The organism is Rathayibacter sp. AY1H2 (assembly GCF_002931985.1).
Lineage (GTDB): Bacteria > Actinomycetota > Actinomycetes > Actinomycetales > Microbacteriaceae > Rathayibacter.
Window position 1 is genome coordinate 52,202 of the sequence record NZ_PSUV01000007.1, and the last position, 17,353, is coordinate 69,554.

Here is a 17,353-nt window from a genome sequence, read left to right on the forward strand (position 1 = left end):
GGCGCAGACCAAGAAGAGGAAGCGGCGACGGGCGCGCAGACATCTCGATCCGTGCGCGACCGCCGAGAAGGCGAAGAACCGGAAGATCGGAAGACTGTGGGCATACTGGACAACTTCGAGAAGGGACTCGAGCGCGTCGTCAACGGCGCGTTCGCGCGGACCTTCAAGTCGGGTCTGCAGCCGGTCGAGCTCGCCTCCGCCCTCCGCCGGGAGCTCGACACCACCGCCGCCGTGGTCAGCCGCGACCGCATCCTCGTCCCCAACAGCCTGGTCCTGCGGATGTCCGCGACCGACCTCGACCGGATGCAGCGCCTCGGCGCCACGCTGATCGACGAGCTCACCACGGTCGCCACCGAGCACGCCACCAAGCAGGGCTTCCGCTTCCCCGGCCCGATCGACATCTCCCTCGCCGTCGATCCGGCGCTCAGCGACGGCATGGTCGAGGTCGACTCCCGCAGCGTGAAGGGCACCGTCGCCTACACGCCCGTCCTCGACATCGACGGCCGGCGCCACCCGATCACGAAGGCGCGCACCGTCATCGGCCGCGGCAGTGACGCCGACATCACCGTCGACGACTCGGGCACGTCCCGCAAGCACGTCGAGATCCTCTGGGACGGCTCCCGCGCCCAGGTGCACGACCTCGGGTCCACGAACGGCTCCAAGCTCGACGGCCGGCCCGTCACGCAGGCGCCCCTGGCCCCCGAGCAGACCATCACGATCGGGCGCACCTCGATCGTCTACCGCGTCGTGCAGGGCTCCGCGCCCGCACGCACCGACCGCCCGTCGTCCGGCAGGGCAGCCGGACGCGGCTCCGAGGGATTCTGGGACGACCGGCTATGAGCGAGCTCACTCTCTTCCTCCTGCGCATCGCGTTCCTCGCGCTGCTGTGGTTCTTCGTGTTCGGCATCGTCTACGCGCTGCGCTCCGACCTGTTCGGGCAGCGCGTGCGCAAGCTGCCGCCCGGCGCGCAGGCCGCGTCCCCCGAGGCCCCGTTCGTGACGGCGGCCCAGCCCGTGGTCGCCGCGGCCGCCGCGGCTCCCACGCCCGCGCAGCCCGCCTCTCCGTCGGCCCCCTCGGCCCGGAGGAGCCGAGAGGCCGCCGCCGAGCGCGCCGAGCAGGGAGGCGCCGCCACGGTCCACACGGCGCAGCGCCTCGTGATCACCTCGGGCCCCAAGCGGGGCACCGAGCTCGAGCTGACCGGCGACCCGCTGACGATCGGCCGCTCCGCGGAGTCGACGCTGGTCATCCGCGACGACTACACCTCGACCCACCACGCGCGCCTGCTCCTCTGGAACGACGAGTGGATGATCCAGGACCTCGACTCCACCAACGGCACCTTCCTCGACGGCCGCCGCGTCGGCGCGCCCACCAAGGTGCCGCTGGACACGCCCGTGAAGGTCGGCACCACCACCTTCGAACTGCGGCGGTCGTAGCGCGTGGCCCCCACTCCGGAGAACGGCTCCGGCCACGGCGCGGTGCGCGAGAGCGCCGCCGTCTCGCACGTCGGCAGGATCCGCTCGAACAACCAGGACTCCGGCTACGCGGGCCGGCAGCTCTTCGTCGTCGCCGACGGCATGGGCGGCCACGCGGGCGGCGACGTCGCCTCCTCCATCGCGATCAAGCGCATCGCGGAGGCGGACCGCGTCTACGCCTCCACCTACGAGGCCGAGGACGAGCTCAAGCGCACCCTGCTGGCGGCCAACACCCTGCTGGCCGACGCCGTGGTCGACCACCCCGAGCTCACCGGCATGGGCACCACCGTCAGCGCCATCGCCCGCGTCGGCGAGTCGGTGGCGATCGCGCACATCGGCGACTCCCGCATCTACGTCCTCCGCGACGGCCGGCTCGAGCAGGTCACGACCGACCACACCTTCGTGCAGCGCCTGGTCGACTCCGGCCGCATCACGGAGGAGGAGGCGATGACGCATCCGCGCCGCTCCGTCCTGATGCGGGTCCTCGGCGACGTGCACACCAACCCCGAGATCGACACGCTCACGCTCGAGACCGAGCCGCACGACCGCTGGCTGATCTGCTCCGACGGCCTCTCCGGCGTCGTCCCGCACGACGAGATCCTCAAGGAGCTCAGCCGCGACGAGACCGCGCAGGAGGTGGCCGACCGCCTGATCCGCGACAGCCTCTCGCACGGCGCCCCGGACAACGTCACCGTCGTCGTCCTCGACATCCCCGGGGCGGGCGACACCGCGCGCATCCTCGCCCCCGTGGAGGAGCCGGTGGTCGTCGGATCCGCCGCCGCGCCCACGCCTTTCAGCACCGACGACTCGCAGAACCGCGTCCGGATCCCCGGCCTCCGCCTGCACACCCGGGCTCCCGCCGCGCAGGGCCCCACCCACTTCGAGCCCGCGTCCGAGGACTACCTCGACGAGCTGATCGAGGAGGACCGCCGCCGGCACCTGCGCCGCCGCATCACCTGGCTCGTCGGCCTGTCCCTCGTGCTCATCATCGGATTCCTCGGGATCCTCTTCGCCTACGACTGGACGCAGTCGCGCTTCTACGTCGGCACCGACGGGGACACCGTGATCATCTACCAGGGCATCCAGCAGTCGGTCGGCCCGCTCTCGCTCTCGGAGGTGAAGGAGGACACGGGCATCCCGCTCGACTCCCTCCGCGCCTACGACGTCGAGCAGCTGGAGCAGACGATCAGCGCCGACTCCTACGCCGGCGCGGTCGACATCGTCGAGCGCCTCACGGACGCGAACGGAGCACCATGACGGACGCCGCCACGGCCACCGCCCGCCCCGCCCCCGAGCGGCAGGGCTTCTTCCGCCAGAAGCTGCGCAATCTCGAGCTCCTGCTCCTGATCGGCGCGTGCCTCATCGATGCCGGCGCGATCGTGCTCGTGCAGCTCGGCGCCCTCGGCTCGATCGACACCACGCTGGTCTCGCTGGGCGCCGGCCTCTCGGCGCTCGTGCTCGCCGTGCACGTCGTGCTGCGCTTCGCGGCCCCGGCGGCCGACCCCTTCCTCCTCCCGATCGCCACCGTGCTGAACGGCCTGGGCGTCGCCGAGATCTACCGGATCGACATCGCCGACGGCGCGACCGGCTGGGAGTCGGTGGCGGTGCGGCAGATCTTCTGGAGCGCCCTGGCCGTCGTGGCGGCGATCGTGGTGCTGCTGGTCATCCGCAACCACCGCGTGCTGTTCCGCTACACCTACGTCGCCGGGTTCGCGGCGATCGTGCTGCTCCTCCTGCCGCTCCTGCCCTTCATCGGCCGCGAGGTCAGCGGCGCGCGCGTCTGGATCGGGATCGGCGACGTGGCGAGCTTCCAGCCCGGCGAGATCGCCAAGATCGCCCTCGCGGTCTTCTTCGCCGGCTACCTCGTGCGCAACCGCGACTCCCTCTCGATGGGGGGCCGCACCGTCCTCGGGATGCGCTTCCCGCGCCTGCGCGACCTCGGCCCGATCCTGGTGGTCTGGGCGGTCACGATGGGCGTCATCGTCTTCCAGCGCGACCTGGGGACGGCGCTGCTCTACTTCGGCCTGTTCCTGGTCATGCTCTACGTCGCGACCGGCCGCACCGGCTGGGTCCTCATCGGCGTCGGCCTGTTCCTCGGCGGCGCGCTGCTGGCGAGCCAGACGCTCGACTACGTGGGCAACCGCTTCGCCAACTGGCTCGAGCCCTTCAGCGCCGAGCGCTACGGGGCGGATCCGGGCGGCAGCTACCAGCTCGTGCAGGGCCTCTTCGGCCTCGCGCACGGCGGGCTGCTCGGCACGGGCCTCGGCCAGGGGATGCCGGATCTCACGCCGGTCCCGCAGTCCGACTACATCATCGCCAGCCTCGGCGAGGAGCTGGGCCTCGCCGGGCTCTTCGCGATCTTCGGCCTCTACCTCCTGCTGGTCTCGCGCGGGTTCCGCATCGGCTTCGCCGGGCAGGACGACTTCGGGCGCCTCCTGGGAGTCGGCCTCTCGTTCGTGATCGCCCTGCAGTGCTTCATCGTCATCGGAGGCGTCACCCGCGTCATCCCGCTGACCGGCCTGACCACGCCGTTCCTCGCCGCCGGCGGCTCCTCCCTCGTGGCGAACTGGATGATCGTGGCGGTGCTGCTGCGCCTGTCCGACACAGTCCGCAGTCAGCCTCGTCTGGTGGTGTGATCCGTCGATGAACCGAGAACTCAAACGGGTGAGCCTCGTCGTGCTGACGATGTTCGTGGCCCTCTTCCTCTCCACCACCACCATCCAGGTGATCCAGGCCGACTCCCTCGACGAGGACGGCCGCAACACGCGGACCCTCTACGAGAGCTTCTCGACCGAGCGCGGTGCGATCCTCGCCGGCGGTCAGCCGATCGCCTCCTCGACGCCGTCGGACGACCTCTACAAGTTCCAGCGGCAGTACGCGAACGGCCCGCTCTACTCCGCCGTGACCGGCTACTTCACCCTGAACCAGGGCACCACCGGCATCGAGCGCACGCTCAACGACTACCTCTCGGGCACCTCGAACTCGCAGTTCTTCGACGAGATCAACAACCTCGTCACGGGCCAGGACCCGAAGGGCGCGTCGGTCGAGCTCTCGATCGACCCGGTCGCCCAGCAGGCCGCCTTCGACGCGCTCGGCGACTACACGGGGGCCGTCGTCGTGACCGAGCCGGCCACCGGCCGCATCCTCGCGATGGTCTCGAAGCCCACCTTCGACCCCACCGCGCTGGCCTCCCACGACACCGACGACGTCCTCGCCGCCTACCGGGCGCTGAACGACGACTCCTCCGAGCCCCTCGTGAACCGGGCCATCGGCGGCTCGCTCAACCCGCCCGGCTCCGTCTTCAAGCTCGTCGTGGCCTCGGCCGCCCTCGAGTCCGGCCGCTTCACCGCCGACTCGAGCTTCCCCAACGTCGAGTCGTACACGCTGCCCGGCTCCTCGTCGCAGGTGATCAACTCCGGAGGCGGTCTCTGCGGCTCCGGAGAGACGGTCACGCTGGCCACCGCCGTCTCGCTCTCCTGCAACGTCCCGATGGCCGAGATGGGCGTGCAGCTGGGAGCGGACGCGATCCGCTCGCAGGCCGAGAAGTTCGGCTTCGACACCGAGCTCGAGATCCCGATGTCGGTCGAGGCGAGCATCTACCCGACGAAGACGGACGACGCCCAGACGGCCCTCACCGCCTTCGGGCAGTGGGAGGTGCGCGCGACGCCGCTGCAGATCGCCATGGTCTCCGCGGCGATCGCGAACGGCGGCGAGGTGATGCAGCCGAACCTGGTCGACTCGATCCGCTCGCAGGACCTCAGCGTGCTGCAGCAGTTCCAGGAGAAGTCGCTCGGCCGGGCGGTGAGCACGCAGACCGCGGACGCCGTCGAGGCGATGATGGTCGCCAGCGTCCAGGGCGGCGCGGCGACGAATGCAACAATAGGGGGCGTCACTGTGGCCGGTAAGACCGGCACCGCCGAGAACGGCGGGGACGACCCGTACACCCTCTGGTTCACCGGCTTCGCGCCTGCGGACGACCCGCAGTACGCCATCACCGTGCTCGTGGAGAACGGTGGAGGGCTCGGCCAGACCGGGTACGGCAACCTGATCGCCGCACCCATCGGACAACAGGTACTAGAGGCGGTGCTGAACAAATGAGACCCACGACAGGCCTCACCTTCGGAGGACGCTACGAGCTGCAGTCCCGGATCGCCATCGGCGGCATGGGAGAGGTGTGGCAGGCGACCGATCTGGTCATCGGCCGCACCATCGCGATCAAGATCCTGAAGGACGAGTACCTCGGCGACCCCGGCTTCCTCGAGCGCTTCCGCGCCGAGGCCCGCCACGCGGCGCTGGTCAACCACGAGGGCATCGCCAACGTCTACGACTACGGCGAGGAGGACGGCTCGGCCTACCTGGTCATGGAGCTCGTCCCCGGCGAGGCGCTCTCGACCGTCCTCGAGCGCGAGCGCGTCCTCTCGACCGACAAGGTCCTCGACATCGTCGCGCAGACCGCGCTCGCCCTGCACGCCGCGCACGCCGCGGGCCTCGTGCACCGCGATGTGAAGCCGGGCAACCTGCTCATCACGCCGGACGGCCGCGTCAAGATCACCGACTTCGGCATCGCGCGCATCGCCGACCAGGTCCCGCTGACGGCGACCGGGCAGGTCATGGGCACGGTCCAGTACCTGTCCCCGGAGCAGGCGAGCGGCCAGCCCGCCTCCCCCGCCACCGACATCTACTCGCTGGGCATCGTCGCGTACGAGTGCCTGGCCGGGCGCCGCCCCTTCACGGGCGAGTCGCAGGTCGCCATCGCGATGGCGCAGATCAACGACACCCCGCCGGAGCTGCCGGTCACGGTCGCGGAGCCGGTGCGCAACCTCGTCTACTCCTGCATCGCCAAGAAGCCGGCCGACCGCCCCGCCACCGCCGCGCACCTCGCGCGAGCGGCCCAGGCGCTGCGCTCGGGCGACGTGCGAGGAGCGGCGCTGGCCGTCCCCGCGGTCCTCAGCGACCTCCCCACGACGCAGGCGACCACGGTCCTCCCCTCCAACCAGGGCGCGACGCAGGCGACCACGGTGCTGCCCTCCGGCGCGCCCGCGGCCGCGGCCGCCGCTCCGTTCGTGCCGATCGAGGAGCCGCTCGAGCCGGCCGAGGAGCCGCGTCGCCGCAGCCCCTGGACCTGGCCGCTGATCGCCCTCATCGTGATCCTCGCCGTCGTCATCGCGGGCACGATCTTCGCCCTGACGACCGGCGGGAGCAGCGACCCGGCCGCCTCCCCCACCGCGCCGACCAGCACGGCCCCGTCGCCGACGCCGTCCGAGACTCCGAGTCCCACGCCGACGCCGACCTCGAACACGGTCGTCATCGACAAGGCCGACTACGTCGGGCGCTCCTTCGACGACGTCGAGACCGAGCTCGAGGCCCTGGGCATGGGCGTCCGCCGCGCGGACGGTCCGAGCGCCCCCACCGCCGAGCAGGTCGGACTCGTCGAGGACGTGAACCCCACCGCGAACGTGGTGAAGGGCACGACCATCGAGGTCTCCGTCTTCACCGAGGTCGCGACCCCGGACGCACCGACCGCCGTGCCGACCGTCACCCCCGCCGCCTCCAGCGTCGAGGCGGGCGCGACGTTCAACGTCACCTGGAGCAACTACAACCAGTGCCCGAGCGGAACCTCCGTGAGCGGTTACCGGGTGACCGCGACCGGTGAGGGCGCGAGCGTGACGAGCACCAACCCGTCGAACTCGACGACCGCGACGATCCAGGCCGGCACCACGGCGGGCACGATCGACGTCACGTACACCGTGCTCTGCGGCGAGTCGGAGTCGGCGGCCTCGCCCACCCTCTCCGTCACCGTCGAGGAACCGGCTCCGACCCCGGCGCCGACCCCCACCTCGAAGGCCACCTCGACGCCCACCCCCTCCGAGTAGCGGCGGCGCGCCGGGCCGGGGCACCGCTCCGGCCCGGCGCCTCGCGGCCGTCGCGTCGCGCCCCCGCCCGGAACACCAGGGGCCCATAGGTACACTTGCCGTGGCTCCTCGGGGCCGCACCACACGGAAGTACAGGGCGGGAGCGTGCGCGTGACGGATGAGGGTCGCCTGATCGCGGGACGGTACCAGGTCGGGCCCCGGCTCGGCCGCGGCGGGATGTCCGAGGTGTACCTCGGCACCGACACCCGGCTCGGCCGCACCGTCGCCATCAAGGAGCTGAAGCTCTCCCTCTCCTCCGACTCCGCCTTCCGCCTGCGGTTCCGCCAGGAGGCGCAGTCCGCATCGCGCATGTCGCACCCCACGATCGTCCGGGTCTTCGATGCGGGCGAGGAGGTCTCGCTCGACGACAACGGCGCCGAGTCGCGCCGGCCCTTCATCGTCATGGAGCACATCGAGGGCCGCCTCCTCAAGGACCTGATCGCCGAGGGCCCCCTCGACGTGGACGAGGCCGTCCGCATCACGGAGGGCATCCTCACCGCCCTCGAGTACTCGCACCGCGCAGGCGTCGTCCACCGCGACATCAAGCCCGGCAACATCATGCTGACCCCGTCGGGCCAGGTGAAGGTGATGGACTTCGGGATCGCCCGCGCCGTCTCCGACTCCGCCGCCACGGTCGCTCAGACCACGGCGATCCTCGGCACCGCGGCCTACTTCTCCCCCGAGCAGGCGAAGGGCGAGCAGGTCGACGCCCGCAGCGACCTCTACTCCGCCGGCATCGTGCTCTTCGAGCTCCTCACCGGCCGTGCGCCCTTCCGCGGCGACACCCCGGTGGCCGTCGCCTACCAGCACGTCAGCGAGACGCCGCCGGCGCCGAGCTCCATCAACCCGGCCGTCACCCCAGCACTCGACGCGGTCGTCGCCCGCGCACTGTCGAAGGACCGCTACGAGCGCTTCCAGGGAGCTGCGGAGTTCCGCGACGACCTGCGCGACGCCGCCGCCGGACGCCTCCCCGACCACCGCCCGATCGACGAGCTGACCACCTCGCTCTTCGCGGCCCGCAGCCAGGGCGGAGTCAACGACTCCGAGCTCGCCCTCCGCCAGCTGGCCGAGGACAACTCGATCGTCCGCACCCAGCGCCGCCCGCCGGTCCTCTGGATCTGGTCCTCGATCGTCGTGCTGGCCGTGATCGTCGCCGCACTCGTGATCTGGGTGCTGACGCTCCAGCCCGCGTCGACGCTGCCGTCGCAGTCGCGCGAGGTCCCCACCCTCACCGAGACCACCTACGACAGCGCGCAGTCGACCCTGACCGAGCTCGATCTCGTGCCGAGCCAGGTCGCGGAGTACAGCTCGACCGTCCCCGAGGGCGAGGTGATCCGCACGGATCCGGGCTCGGGCACGATCGTCGCACCCGAGACGGTCATCCGCATCGTCGTGTCCCAGGGCCCGCAGCCCGTCGCCGTGCCGGACACCGTCGGGCAGAGCCTCGCCGAGGCCATCGACGCGCTCACCGCCGTCGGCTTCGTCGAGGGCTCCCAGACCCGCGAGAACTCGCCGACCGTCCCGGGCGACGTCGTGCTCTCCGCCTCCCCCGGAGCGGGACAGCAGGTCGCCCCGGGCACGCCGGTCGACCTCACGGTCTCCTCCGGCCAGGTCACGCTCCCCGACCTCGTCGGGACGTCCCTCAGCAGCGCGCTGGCCACCCTCGCCTCCGAGAAGCTGCAGCTCGTGGGGGTTGAGGTCCCGGACGAGACCTGCGACGCGACCCGGGCGAACCCGCCCATCACGACTCAGTCCCTGGCTCCGGGCGACGTCCCGCAGGGATCGACCGTCCAGCTCGGCTACTGCGCGGGCTGACCCGGCCTGCAGCCCGCTGCGGCTGCGGCGTCGGCCGACGGTGCCCGGTGGAGGCCGGGCCGCTGCTCTGCGCGCCGAGAAGGGCTCGTCCGGACGTCGCTCGTCGGGGTCGATGCTCCGCGAGGCCGACGGCCCCGAGGTGAACGGCTACGCCCGGCGCGCGTCGGCGAGCGGGGGCTGGAGCCGCACGACCTCGCCGGCTGCCGATCCGTCGGCGGGGCGCGCGATCCTGCCGCGGATGTCGCTCGGGGTGAGCCCCTCGCGGCGCTTGAGCGCACGGCGGAGGTGGTCCGCCGAGGAGAATCCGGACGCGGCGGCGATCGCCTCGAGCGGGACCTCCCGCGGGCGGCGGCGCAGGAGCTCCACGGCGCTGGCGACCCGGGAGCGCTCGATCTCGCTCGCGACCGTGGTGCCCGCGTCCTCGAAGAGCCGCTGGAGGGAGCGGGTGGACACGTTGACCGCGTCGGCCACCGCCTCCGGGGTGCAGCGCGGCGTGCGGTGCGTCCGGTCGATGACCGTGCGCGCGCGCCCGAGCGTGGCGGCGCGCACGCTCGTGGTGCCGGGCTGCGAGCTCGCCGCCGCGAGGAACGCGCTGGTGAGGAGCTGCTTGACAACGTGGGCGAAGCCGGTGACCTCGCCCTCGCCGGGCAGCCCCGTCCCGGACTCCGCCGCGAGGGCGAAGGCGGTCGTGAAGGCGTATGCGGCGCGGGTGGACCGGGCGTCGGGGTCGAGCGCGTAGACCGGGGCCGACGTGTCGAAGCCGTAGCGGCGCATCTCGTCGGCGCGCAGCGAGAGGTGGAGGATCGTGGCCGGAGTCGTCGACTCGGTCGTGAACGTCGTCGTCCCCTGCTGGTACGAGATCGAGCCCGGACGCAGCAGCACCGTTCGGTCCGGGGCGACCATGCGCACGAAGCCGTCGATGAGGAAGCTGAAAGTGAGGAAGGAGGTGTCGTCGGCCGGCCACGTCCCGCGGAGGACGCGCAGCGGCGAGACCGTCATCAGCACGACGCTCAGATCGGCGGTGCCGAATCCCGAACCGGTGATGCTCGGAACGGTGCCGGGTTTGACGACGATGCGCGGTCCGAGATTCTCGAGCTCTCGGATTCCCGAGAAAGCCCAGGAGATCGATGCGACCATCTGGTCCCCCCGGACTTCTCTTGTGGCGCCGACCCCCTGTCGACGCCCTCTGATTATGCAGGGAAAAGGGGCCGCATCCTCCGCCGGGAGCCCGTCAAATCCCGCCACCTGATCGGGGGGTGCGCAAGGGGGTGGACAAGGTCACGCTCATACCCTGTCGCGGCGTTCTCCTCCGCCCGCCGTCATTTAGCCGTCAGATGGCGGATTTCTACGTGAGAACGCACTCAGGGCGGCATCCCCGTTCGGGGGACAGTGGTCGCTGATCATCCTCAATGCTCTCGACTCGATAACGAGCCCGATAAGCCCGGCGAATTCCAATTCATCGAGCCGGGATCGAGAGTCCGGGCGTGTCGTCGGCCGATACGGACGCTCCGCCCGGCCTCACCTCGCGCAGCCAGTTCTCGAGAAGGCGCCGCCCGCCCTCGGTGAGGACCGACTCCGGATGGAACTGCACGCCCACGAGCGGAGCACTCCGGTGCCGGACGGCCATGACCACTCCCTCCGGTGTCCGCGCCGTCACCCGCAGCTCCTCGGGAAGGCTTTCGCCGTCGACCGCGAGCGAGTGGTACCGCATCGCGGCGAATCCGGAGGGCAGGCCGTCGAAGAGCGGATCTCCGTCGTGAAGGACCGCGGACGTCCGGCCGTGCAGCAGCTCCGGCGCCTCCGTGACGCGGGCGCCGAGAGCATGGGCGAGCACCTGGTGGCCGAGGCAGACTCCGAGCAGCGGCCGCCCGGTCGCCTCCGCCCGCTGCACGAGCGCCGTCGACGCGGGGACGTCCTCAGGACGGCCCGGCCCGGGAGAGACCAGGACCCCGTCCGCCTCCTCCGCGCGAGCCAGGAGCGCCGTGGTCCCGAGGTCGTCGCCCTCGACCACGTCGACCTCGGCACCGAGCTCGCGGAGATACGAGACGAGCGTGAAGACGAAGCTGTCGTGGTGGTCGACGACCAGGATCCGCGGGGCCGCGCCGGCGGTCACGAGCCGACGGTCACGTTCCGGTCGAGCACGAGCGACTGCACCCAGGGGAACACCCACTCGTCGAGCGCCACCAGGACCGCCGCGACGAGGACGAGGACGATCAGGAGGCGGACCCACCACGGCCCGGGAAGGAGCCGCCACAGCGCTGCGTACACGGTCAGCCCTCCTCAGCCAGCGAGGCGGCGATCTCGGCGGGGGCCCCCGCGGACCGCGGCTGGAACGAGTCGAAGACGCCGTACGCGATGATCCGCTCGGCCGTCGAGTAGAGCGGGTTGCAGCTCGTCAGCGTGATCAGGCGGTCGGTCGGAGCCGCGTCCGGAGTCCACGGGACCGGGTCGATCACCTGGACGTCGGAGGGCTGGACGTACTCGAGGTTGCGGAAGCGGTAGGTGTACCAGCCGTCCGCCGTCTCGATGTAGATCGGGTCGCCGAGCTGGAGCTCGTCGATCAGGTGCATGCCTCCGCCGTACGCGCTGCGGTGCGCGGCGAGCGCGAAGTTGCCGGCCTGGCCGGGCATCTGCGTCCCGGGGTAGTGGCCGATGCTCCCCTCGTCGAGCACGTTCTCGGCGTCGATGCCCTCGGCGATCGTGCGCACCCACCCCTCGCCGTAGCGCGGGATGTAGAGGTTGCCGAAGGAGGTGTCGAGGGCGGCGACCGACGCGACGACCGGCTCCGTCGGGGCGGCCTCGGTCGGCTGCGGTGCCGGAGAGGAGTCGCCCCAGGTCTCGCGGAGCTCCGCCGCCTGCGTCGTCTGCCGGCCCGCGATCACCGCGTCGTTCCACCAGAGCTGCCAGGCCAGGAAGAGCAGGACCAGGACGCCGGCGGTCATCAGGAGCTCGCCGACGACTCCGAAGAACGAGAGTCGTCGGACCGGGCGGGCCCTCCGTCGCTTCGCTCGCGGCCGCAGAGCCGCCCCGTCGGGGTTCTGGGCGGTCATGCGACGAGTCTAGGCGCGAGCCGTGACCGGCTGTGGCGCATGATCCGGACCTGTGGAGAGCCCTCCCGAGTCGCCGCCTGAGGAGGGCCGATGGGACCACTCGAGCGCCTGCACCGGCCGCTCCGCGAGTCCGCACAGCACCCGCGCAGCCCCGGTGCTCCCGGCCCGGAGCCTCCGCCAGGTACAGTGGTCGGCATGGCACGAGCGACGAAGAGCCCGAAGCCCGAGCGCGACGAGGCCCGGACCGGCGAGAACGCACCGAATCCGGTCTGGTTCAAGCCGGTGATGTTCGGCTTCATGCTGCTCGGACTCGCCTGGATCATCGTCTTCTACGTGAGCCAGGGCACCCTGCCGATCCCCGATCTCGGCAACCTCAACATCCTGATCGGCTTCGGCATCGCGTTCATCGGCTTCCTGATGACGACGCGCTGGCGCTGAGCCTCCCCCAGTCGTGAACGACGCCCCGTCCGGTCCGCCGACGGGGCGTTCGTCGTCGGTGGAGCGTCTGCGCACCGCCGGCTGCGTCTTCGCCGAGGAGGAGGCGGGCCTGCTCGAGGAGGCCGCCGACTCCCCCTCCGACCTCGAGCTGCTGCTCCGTCGCCGCGAGACGGGCGAGCCCCTCGAGCAGATCCTCGGCTGGGTCGCCTTCCGCGGCCTGCGCGTCCCCGTCGCACCCGGCGTCTTCGTGCCCCGCGTGCGCACCGAGTGGCTGGTCGACTGCGCCCTGGAGGTCCTCCCGGACGGCGCGGTGTTGCTCGACCTCTGCTGCGGATCCGGCGCCCTCGCCCGGTCGATCTCCGAGGAGCGGCCGGACGTCCGCCTGCTCGCGGCCGACCTCTCCCCCGCCGCCGTCGCCTGCGCGCGCCGCACGCTCGCAGGCCGCGCCGACGTCCACGAGGGCGACCTCTTCGACGCGCTCCCCGGGAGCGAGCGCGGGCGGATCGACGTCGTCGTCGTCAACGCCCCCTACGTCCCCACCGCCGCGATCGCGCTCATGCCGCCGGAGGCCCGGGTGCACGAGCCGATGCTCACGCTCGACGGCGGGTCGGACGGGCTCGCCCTGCACCGCCGCATCGCTCAGGAGGCGGGAGCGTGGCTCGCACCCCACGGCGTCGTCGTGATCGAGGTCGGCGCGGATCAGGCCGCTGCGAGTGCCTCGGCGTTCCAGGCGGCCGGGTTCGCCACCTCGCTGCACCGCGACGACGACCGTGAGGCGACGGCCCTGGTGGCCGTCCGCCGGAGAACTACACCGCTGTAATTATCCCCAGCTGTGGAATCTCCTGTGGAGAACTCCGCGGTCTCCGCCGCGCTGGCCTGCTCGAGGCGCGGAGGGCCCCGATCGGCACCAGCCCGCCGGTTCTCGGACGCGCCGCCGTCCCCGGATCCTCCTCCCGAGGAGGACACCCGGGACGTTCTCCCCAGTGTTAACAACTCTGTGGATAACTTCCTCCCCACCTGTGGAGAGCACCTGTGGACAGCGGTGGAGACGGTCACCGCGGGAACGACGAAGCGGCGGGCCCGGGAGTGCGCGAGGCACTGCCGGACCCGCCGCTGCGGGAGGGGACGGGATCAGCCGAGGACGTAGGCGCCCGCGGTGATCGCCACCAGTCCGACTCCGATGAGCCCGACGAGGAGGTTCTGCGTGCGCCGCTGGGCGCGCTGCCGGGTCTTCGTGAAGACCAGCCCGATGAGCGCGCCGGCCACCAGACCGCCGACGTGCGCCTGCCACGCCACGTTCATCCCGGGCAGGAAGCCGATGACGAGGTTCAGTCCGACCAGCACCAGCAGCTGCGACGCCTGACCGCCCAGGTGCCGGAGGATCACCAGGTACGCGCCCATCAGCCCGAAGATCGCACCGGAGGCGCCGATCACCGGGGTCAACGGGTTCGCGAGGAGCAGGACGCCCACCGATCCGGCGAAACCGCTCAGGAGGAAGAGGGTGAGGTAGCGCCCGCGGCCCAGCATGCGCTCGAGCACCATGCCGAACACCCACAGCGTGTACATGTTCAGCACCAGGTGGAACGGAATGACGATGAAGAGCGACGTGCTGTGGAGGAACACCGAGGTGAGCATCCGCCACGGCTCGAAGCCGGCGCCGAAGCCGGGGAGCGTGTAGGCGGGGGCGTACAGGAGCGCGTTGACCGCCGGCCCGCCGACGAAGGGAAGGATCTCGACGATCCACAGCACGATGCAGAGCGCGATGATCGCGTAGGTCACCGTCGGCTGGTCGGCACGGGTCATGGCCCGCACGCGGGAGAGGAGGGGACCGCGGGTGCGCGGTGCGGTGGCGCGCTGCTGCGCCATGTCGTCCGGGCAGATCACGCCGACCGGAGCCGGCGTCTGGCACTCGCCGCAGATGGTGCGGCCGCACCGCTGGCAGCGCACGAAGCTCTGCCGGTCGGGGTGTCGGTAGCAGGAGTAGGTGCTGCTCGGCGGGACCTGGGTCACGGACGTGCCTCCGGGGAGAACGAGGGCCGGGCCCTGACGGACCCGGCCCTCGAATGAGTGGTGGATGAGGCGATCAGACCTCGGTGATCTCGACGCTCTCGATCACGACGTCCTCGAGCGGCTTGTCACGGCCGTCGGTGGGGACCGCCGAGAGCGACTGCACGAGCTTCTTCGACTCCTCGTCGGCGACGGCGCCGAAGATGGTGTGCTTGCCCTGGAGCCAGGTCGTCGGCGCCACGGTGATGAAGAACTGCGAGCCGTTGGTGCCGCGGCCCGCCTGCTTGCCGGCGTTCGCCATCGCGAGGATGTAGGGCTGGGTGAAGTCGAGCTCCGAGTTGATCTCGTCGTCGAACTGGTACCCCGGGCCGCCGATGCCCTGACCGAGCGGGTCGCCGCCCTGGAGCATGAAGTCGGGGATGATGCGGTGGAAGACGGTGCCGTTGTAGAGCGGCTCCTTCGTCTTCGCACCCGTGGCGGGGTGGGTCCACTCGATGTCACCGGTCGCGAGACCGACGAAGTTGCGGACCGTCTTGGGAGCGTGGTTCCCGTAGAGGTTGACGACGATGTCGCCCTTGTTGGTGTGGAACGTCGCGACTGCGGTGTGCAAAGGCATGCTCGGATTCTCGCACAGCGCGTCTGTAGGCCCCTGCAACGCCCGGTGTCAATGCGCTGGGTGCGCGATGCGGACGCCGATCGATGAGTGGCAGTATTGAGGCGTTCGCTGCTCGTAGCCGATGGAGGACCAACATGGGTCTGTCACGTAAGCACAAGAAGGACCTCAAGCGTCTTCGCAAGAACGCCGAGGCGGTCTGGGGCGAGCAGCAGGAGGTGCTGGCGCACGCGGCCTCCGTGCTCGAGAAGAGCCGCCGCCACGCGTCGAAGTACGCCAAGAAGGAGCTCGTCCCCTTCGTCAAGGACACGTACGACTCGCGCGTCAAGCCGGTCTACGACAACGGCGTCTCGGCCGTCGAGGGCACGTACTCCTCGGCCCGCAACGCCTACAAGCACAAGGTCGTCCCGACCTTCGCCGCTGTGGGCGGTACGGCCGCCGCCGCCTTCGAGGCTGCCAAGGACTCGAAGAACCGCGCGAAGCTCGCCGAGATCTCGAAGGCGCGCTGGGAGGAGCTCACCACTCCCCCGAAGAAGAAGAACAAGGTCGGCACGGTCTTCGCGATCGGCGCCGCGCTGGTCGCCGTCGGCGGCATCGGCTACGCCGTCTGGCAGACGTTCCGCGCCGACGATGAGCTGTGGGTCGCCGAGGACGAGCCGCAGAGCGCCGCGCAGAACGCGGCCTCGACCGCTTCCTGACGTTCTCGTCGCTGGAGCCGGGCCCCTCAGGGGGTCCGGCTCCTTCGCATGCCCGGGTTAGGCTTCTGCGGTGGACATCCGGGTCGCCGCGTACGGCGTGATCATCGACGGTGAGCGGATGCTGCTCGCGCACTGGAGCCAGGGACCGTGGTCGGCCTGGACGCTTCCGGGCGGCGGGATCGACGAGGGCGAGTCGCCCGCCGACGCCGCGGTCCGCGAGATCTTCGAGGAGACGGGCTACCGCGCCGAGCTCGAGGCCCTCATCGGCGTGGACTCGCACGTGATCCCCGCGCACCGGCGCAGCGATCCCGAGGCCGGTCCCCTGCACGCCATCCGCGTCGTCTACCGCGCCCGCATCGTGGGCGGCGAGCTCACGCACGAGGTGGACGGCTCCACGGACGCCGCCGCCTGGTTCCCCCTGAGCGACGTCGAGGAGCTGGAGCGCGTCGAGCTCGTCGACGCGGCCCTCACCATGAACGAGGCCTGGCTCCTCCGCTGACGGTGCCCGGGAATCCCCGGCCGCGCCCCGGCGTTCCCTTCGTCGTGATCGTCGAGCTCTACACCTCCGCCTTCTGCGGCGCCTGCCATGCCGCGCGCTCGGTGCTGGAGCGCGCCGCGGAGCTCGTCCCCGCCGCCGAGATCCGCGAGCGCGACGTGGCCTTCCACCCCGTCGAGGCCGAGGCCGCCGGCATCCGCTCGACGCCCACGGTCGTCGTGCGGGACACGGCCGGAGAGGTGGTCTTCCGGGCGGAGGGCGCCCCCTCCCTCCCGCAGGCTCTCGCCGCTCTGGCCCTCGCCCTGCCCGCGTAGGGTGGCCGCGGGAGGACCCATGCACCGTCGCGCTGCGCTCGCGAGCACCGTCGTTCTGCTCGGCGCCCTCGCGCTCTCGGGATGCGCCTCCGAGGAGCCGGTGACCACGGCCGCGGTCGGGCTCGGACGGGGCGGCGAGCGCGGCGAGGTCCTCGGCGTCGTCGTCGTGTGCTCGGGATCCGTCGACGGCCTCGACCTCGCCGCCTCCGACTCCGCCCCCCTGACCATCGGCGACGGGCTGCGGAGGGTCACCCGCTGGGTCTCCCCGTCACCGGTCACGCAGCTGGGCGCGACCGACCTCTCCGGATCCACGGTCTGGCCGGCCGACACGGTGATCGAGCGGTTCCCGCTCGGCGTCGACCTCGCGCTGGGCGCCTACGCGACCGACCGCTCCGTGCTCGCCCGCCCGGTCGTCTTCACGGCCGAGCAGTTCGACACGCTCTCCGTCGGCGAGATCATCGTCGGCGACATCCGCGACGGCACGTCCGAGACCCTCTCGGTCCAGCAGTTCCTCGGCCTCGCCTGCGTGGACCGCTGA

General features: G+C 71.4%; 19 protein-coding genes. 13 read left to right on the plus strand and 6 right to left on the minus strand.

Going from position 1 to position 17,353, the window contains the following annotated elements:
• Positions 1–96: 96 nt before the first annotated feature.
• The 7 genes from C5C29_RS07130 to pknB all read left to right on the plus strand — a co-directional run bounded on the left by C5C29_RS07130 (position 97) and on the right by pknB (position 9,199).
• The gene (locus tag C5C29_RS07130) at positions 97–840 is read left to right on the plus strand and encodes a DUF3662 and FHA domain-containing protein (RefSeq protein WP_104222658.1); all 744 of its coding nucleotides are present in this window, start codon (positions 97–99) and stop codon (positions 838–840) included.
• Positions 837–1,433, plus strand: a complete 597-nt coding sequence (locus C5C29_RS07135; protein ID WP_104222659.1) for an FHA domain-containing protein — start codon at positions 837–839, stop codon at positions 1,431–1,433. The genes C5C29_RS07130 and C5C29_RS07135 overlap by 4 nt, the downstream gene beginning before the upstream one ends.
• A gap of 3 nt (positions 1,434–1,436) precedes the next feature.
• Complete coding sequence (locus tag C5C29_RS07140; RefSeq protein WP_258062186.1) at positions 1,437–2,729, plus strand: Stp1/IreP family PP2C-type Ser/Thr phosphatase; 1,293 nt, start codon at positions 1,437–1,439, stop codon at positions 2,727–2,729.
• Positions 2,726–4,108: an FtsW/RodA/SpoVE family cell cycle protein gene (locus tag C5C29_RS07145; protein ID WP_104222660.1), complete on the plus strand. Its 1,383-nt coding sequence runs from the start codon at positions 2,726–2,728 to the stop codon at positions 4,106–4,108. The genes C5C29_RS07140 and C5C29_RS07145 overlap by 4 nt, the downstream gene beginning before the upstream one ends.
• A gap of 7 nt (positions 4,109–4,115) precedes the next feature.
• Entirely contained in the window at positions 4,116–5,570 is a 1,455-nt protein-coding gene (locus tag C5C29_RS07150; RefSeq protein ID WP_104222661.1) for a penicillin-binding protein 2, read from the plus strand.
• A complete protein-coding gene (locus C5C29_RS07155) occupies positions 5,567–7,345 on the plus strand; it encodes a serine/threonine-protein kinase (RefSeq protein ID WP_104222662.1) in 1,779 nt (592 codons plus the stop codon). The genes C5C29_RS07150 and C5C29_RS07155 overlap by 4 nt, the downstream gene beginning before the upstream one ends.
• A gap of 150 nt (positions 7,346–7,495) precedes the next feature.
• Positions 7,496–9,199: a Stk1 family PASTA domain-containing Ser/Thr kinase gene (gene pknB, locus C5C29_RS07160; protein WP_104222663.1), complete on the plus strand. Its 1,704-nt coding sequence runs from the start codon at positions 7,496–7,498 to the stop codon at positions 9,197–9,199.
• Between the two features lie 147 nt (positions 9,200–9,346).
• Here pknB and C5C29_RS07165 read toward each other — a convergent pair whose 3' ends face one another.
• From C5C29_RS07165 to C5C29_RS07175, 4 genes are all read right to left on the minus strand, one after another.
• Positions 9,347–10,336 (minus strand): helix-turn-helix domain-containing protein, encoded by a 990-nt coding sequence (locus C5C29_RS07165; RefSeq protein ID WP_104222664.1) that lies wholly within the window; start codon positions 10,334–10,336, stop codon positions 9,347–9,349.
• 319 nt (positions 10,337–10,655) lie between these two features.
• Positions 10,656–11,312, minus strand: coding sequence for an aminodeoxychorismate/anthranilate synthase component II (locus C5C29_RS07170; protein WP_104222665.1), 657 nt, complete (start codon positions 11,310–11,312; stop codon positions 10,656–10,658).
• Positions 11,309–11,467 carry a hypothetical protein gene (locus tag C5C29_RS17105; protein WP_167299010.1) on the minus strand — a complete coding sequence of 53 codons (159 nt, stop codon included), beginning with the start codon at positions 11,465–11,467 and terminating at the stop codon, positions 11,309–11,311. Before C5C29_RS17105 ends, C5C29_RS07170 begins: the two co-directional genes overlap by 4 nt.
• 2 nt (positions 11,468–11,469) lie before the next feature.
• Positions 11,470–12,249 carry a class E sortase gene (locus C5C29_RS07175; protein WP_104222666.1) on the minus strand — a complete coding sequence of 260 codons (780 nt, stop codon included), beginning with the start codon at positions 12,247–12,249 and terminating at the stop codon, positions 11,470–11,472.
• Between the two features lie 195 nt (positions 12,250–12,444).
• Here C5C29_RS07175 and C5C29_RS07180 point away from each other — a divergent pair, with 195 nt between their 5' ends.
• Together C5C29_RS07180 and C5C29_RS07185 are read left to right on the plus strand one after the other, a co-directional pair.
• Positions 12,445–12,687, plus strand: coding sequence for a cell division protein CrgA (locus tag C5C29_RS07180; protein WP_104222667.1), 243 nt, complete (start codon positions 12,445–12,447; stop codon positions 12,685–12,687).
• 13 nt (positions 12,688–12,700) lie between these two features.
• Positions 12,701–13,507 carry a putative protein N(5)-glutamine methyltransferase gene (locus tag C5C29_RS07185; protein WP_181074904.1) on the plus strand — a complete coding sequence of 269 codons (807 nt, stop codon included), beginning with the start codon at positions 12,701–12,703 and terminating at the stop codon, positions 13,505–13,507.
• Positions 13,508–13,818: 311 nt separating this feature from the next.
• Here the strand turns inward: C5C29_RS07185 and C5C29_RS07190 are convergent, their stop codons facing one another.
• Positions 13,819–14,697 (minus strand): rhomboid family intramembrane serine protease, encoded by an 879-nt coding sequence (locus tag C5C29_RS07190; protein ID WP_104222668.1) that lies wholly within the window; start codon positions 14,695–14,697, stop codon positions 13,819–13,821.
• Between the two features lie 73 nt (positions 14,698–14,770).
• Complete coding sequence (locus C5C29_RS07195; RefSeq protein WP_104222669.1) at positions 14,771–15,310, minus strand: peptidylprolyl isomerase; 540 nt, start codon at positions 15,308–15,310, stop codon at positions 14,771–14,773.
• Positions 15,311–15,444: 134 nt separating this feature from the next.
• On the opposite strand from C5C29_RS07195, the gene C5C29_RS07200 reads away from it, so the two are divergent.
• The 4 genes from C5C29_RS07200 (at position 15,445) to C5C29_RS07215 (ending at position 17,353) form a co-directional block, all read left to right on the plus strand.
• Positions 15,445–16,005, plus strand: coding sequence for a hypothetical protein (locus C5C29_RS07200; RefSeq protein ID WP_104222670.1), 561 nt, complete (start codon positions 15,445–15,447; stop codon positions 16,003–16,005).
• A 70-nt stretch (positions 16,006–16,075) separates the two neighbouring features.
• A complete protein-coding gene (locus C5C29_RS07205; protein WP_104222671.1) occupies positions 16,076–16,504 on the plus strand; it encodes an NUDIX hydrolase in 429 nt (142 codons plus the stop codon).
• A gap of 2 nt (positions 16,505–16,506) precedes the next feature.
• Positions 16,507–16,815 carry a thioredoxin family protein gene (locus C5C29_RS07210; protein ID WP_258059325.1) on the plus strand — a complete coding sequence of 103 codons (309 nt, stop codon included), beginning with the start codon at positions 16,507–16,509 and terminating at the stop codon, positions 16,813–16,815.
• Between the two features lie 19 nt (positions 16,816–16,834).
• Positions 16,835–17,353: a hypothetical protein gene (locus C5C29_RS07215; RefSeq protein WP_104222672.1), complete on the plus strand. Its 519-nt coding sequence runs from the start codon at positions 16,835–16,837 to the stop codon at positions 17,351–17,353.

Coding starts and splice junctions, on each gene's coding strand:
- C5C29_RS07135 (WP_104222659.1), top strand. CDS start 837: ATGAGCGAGCTCACTCTCTTCCTCCTGCGCATCGCGTTCCTCGCGCTG.
- C5C29_RS07145 (WP_104222660.1), top strand. CDS start 2,726: ATGACGGACGCCGCCACGGCCACCGCCCGCCCCGCCCCCGAGCGGCAG.
- C5C29_RS07150 (WP_104222661.1), top strand. CDS start 4,116: ATGAACCGAGAACTCAAACGGGTGAGCCTCGTCGTGCTGACGATGTTC.
- C5C29_RS07155 (WP_104222662.1), top strand. CDS start 5,567: ATGAGACCCACGACAGGCCTCACCTTCGGAGGACGCTACGAGCTGCAG.
- C5C29_RS07165 (WP_104222664.1), bottom strand. CDS start 10,336: ATGGTCGCATCGATCTCCTGGGCTTTCTCGGGAATCCGAGAGCTCGAG.
- C5C29_RS07175 (WP_104222666.1), bottom strand. CDS start 12,249: ATGACCGCCCAGAACCCCGACGGGGCGGCTCTGCGGCCGCGAGCGAAG.
- C5C29_RS07180 (WP_104222667.1), top strand. CDS start 12,445: ATGGCACGAGCGACGAAGAGCCCGAAGCCCGAGCGCGACGAGGCCCGG.
- C5C29_RS07195 (WP_104222669.1), bottom strand. CDS start 15,310: ATGCCTTTGCACACCGCAGTCGCGACGTTCCACACCAACAAGGGCGAC.
- C5C29_RS07200 (WP_104222670.1), top strand. CDS start 15,445: ATGGGTCTGTCACGTAAGCACAAGAAGGACCTCAAGCGTCTTCGCAAG.
- C5C29_RS07215 (WP_104222672.1), top strand. CDS start 16,835: ATGCACCGTCGCGCTGCGCTCGCGAGCACCGTCGTTCTGCTCGGCGCC.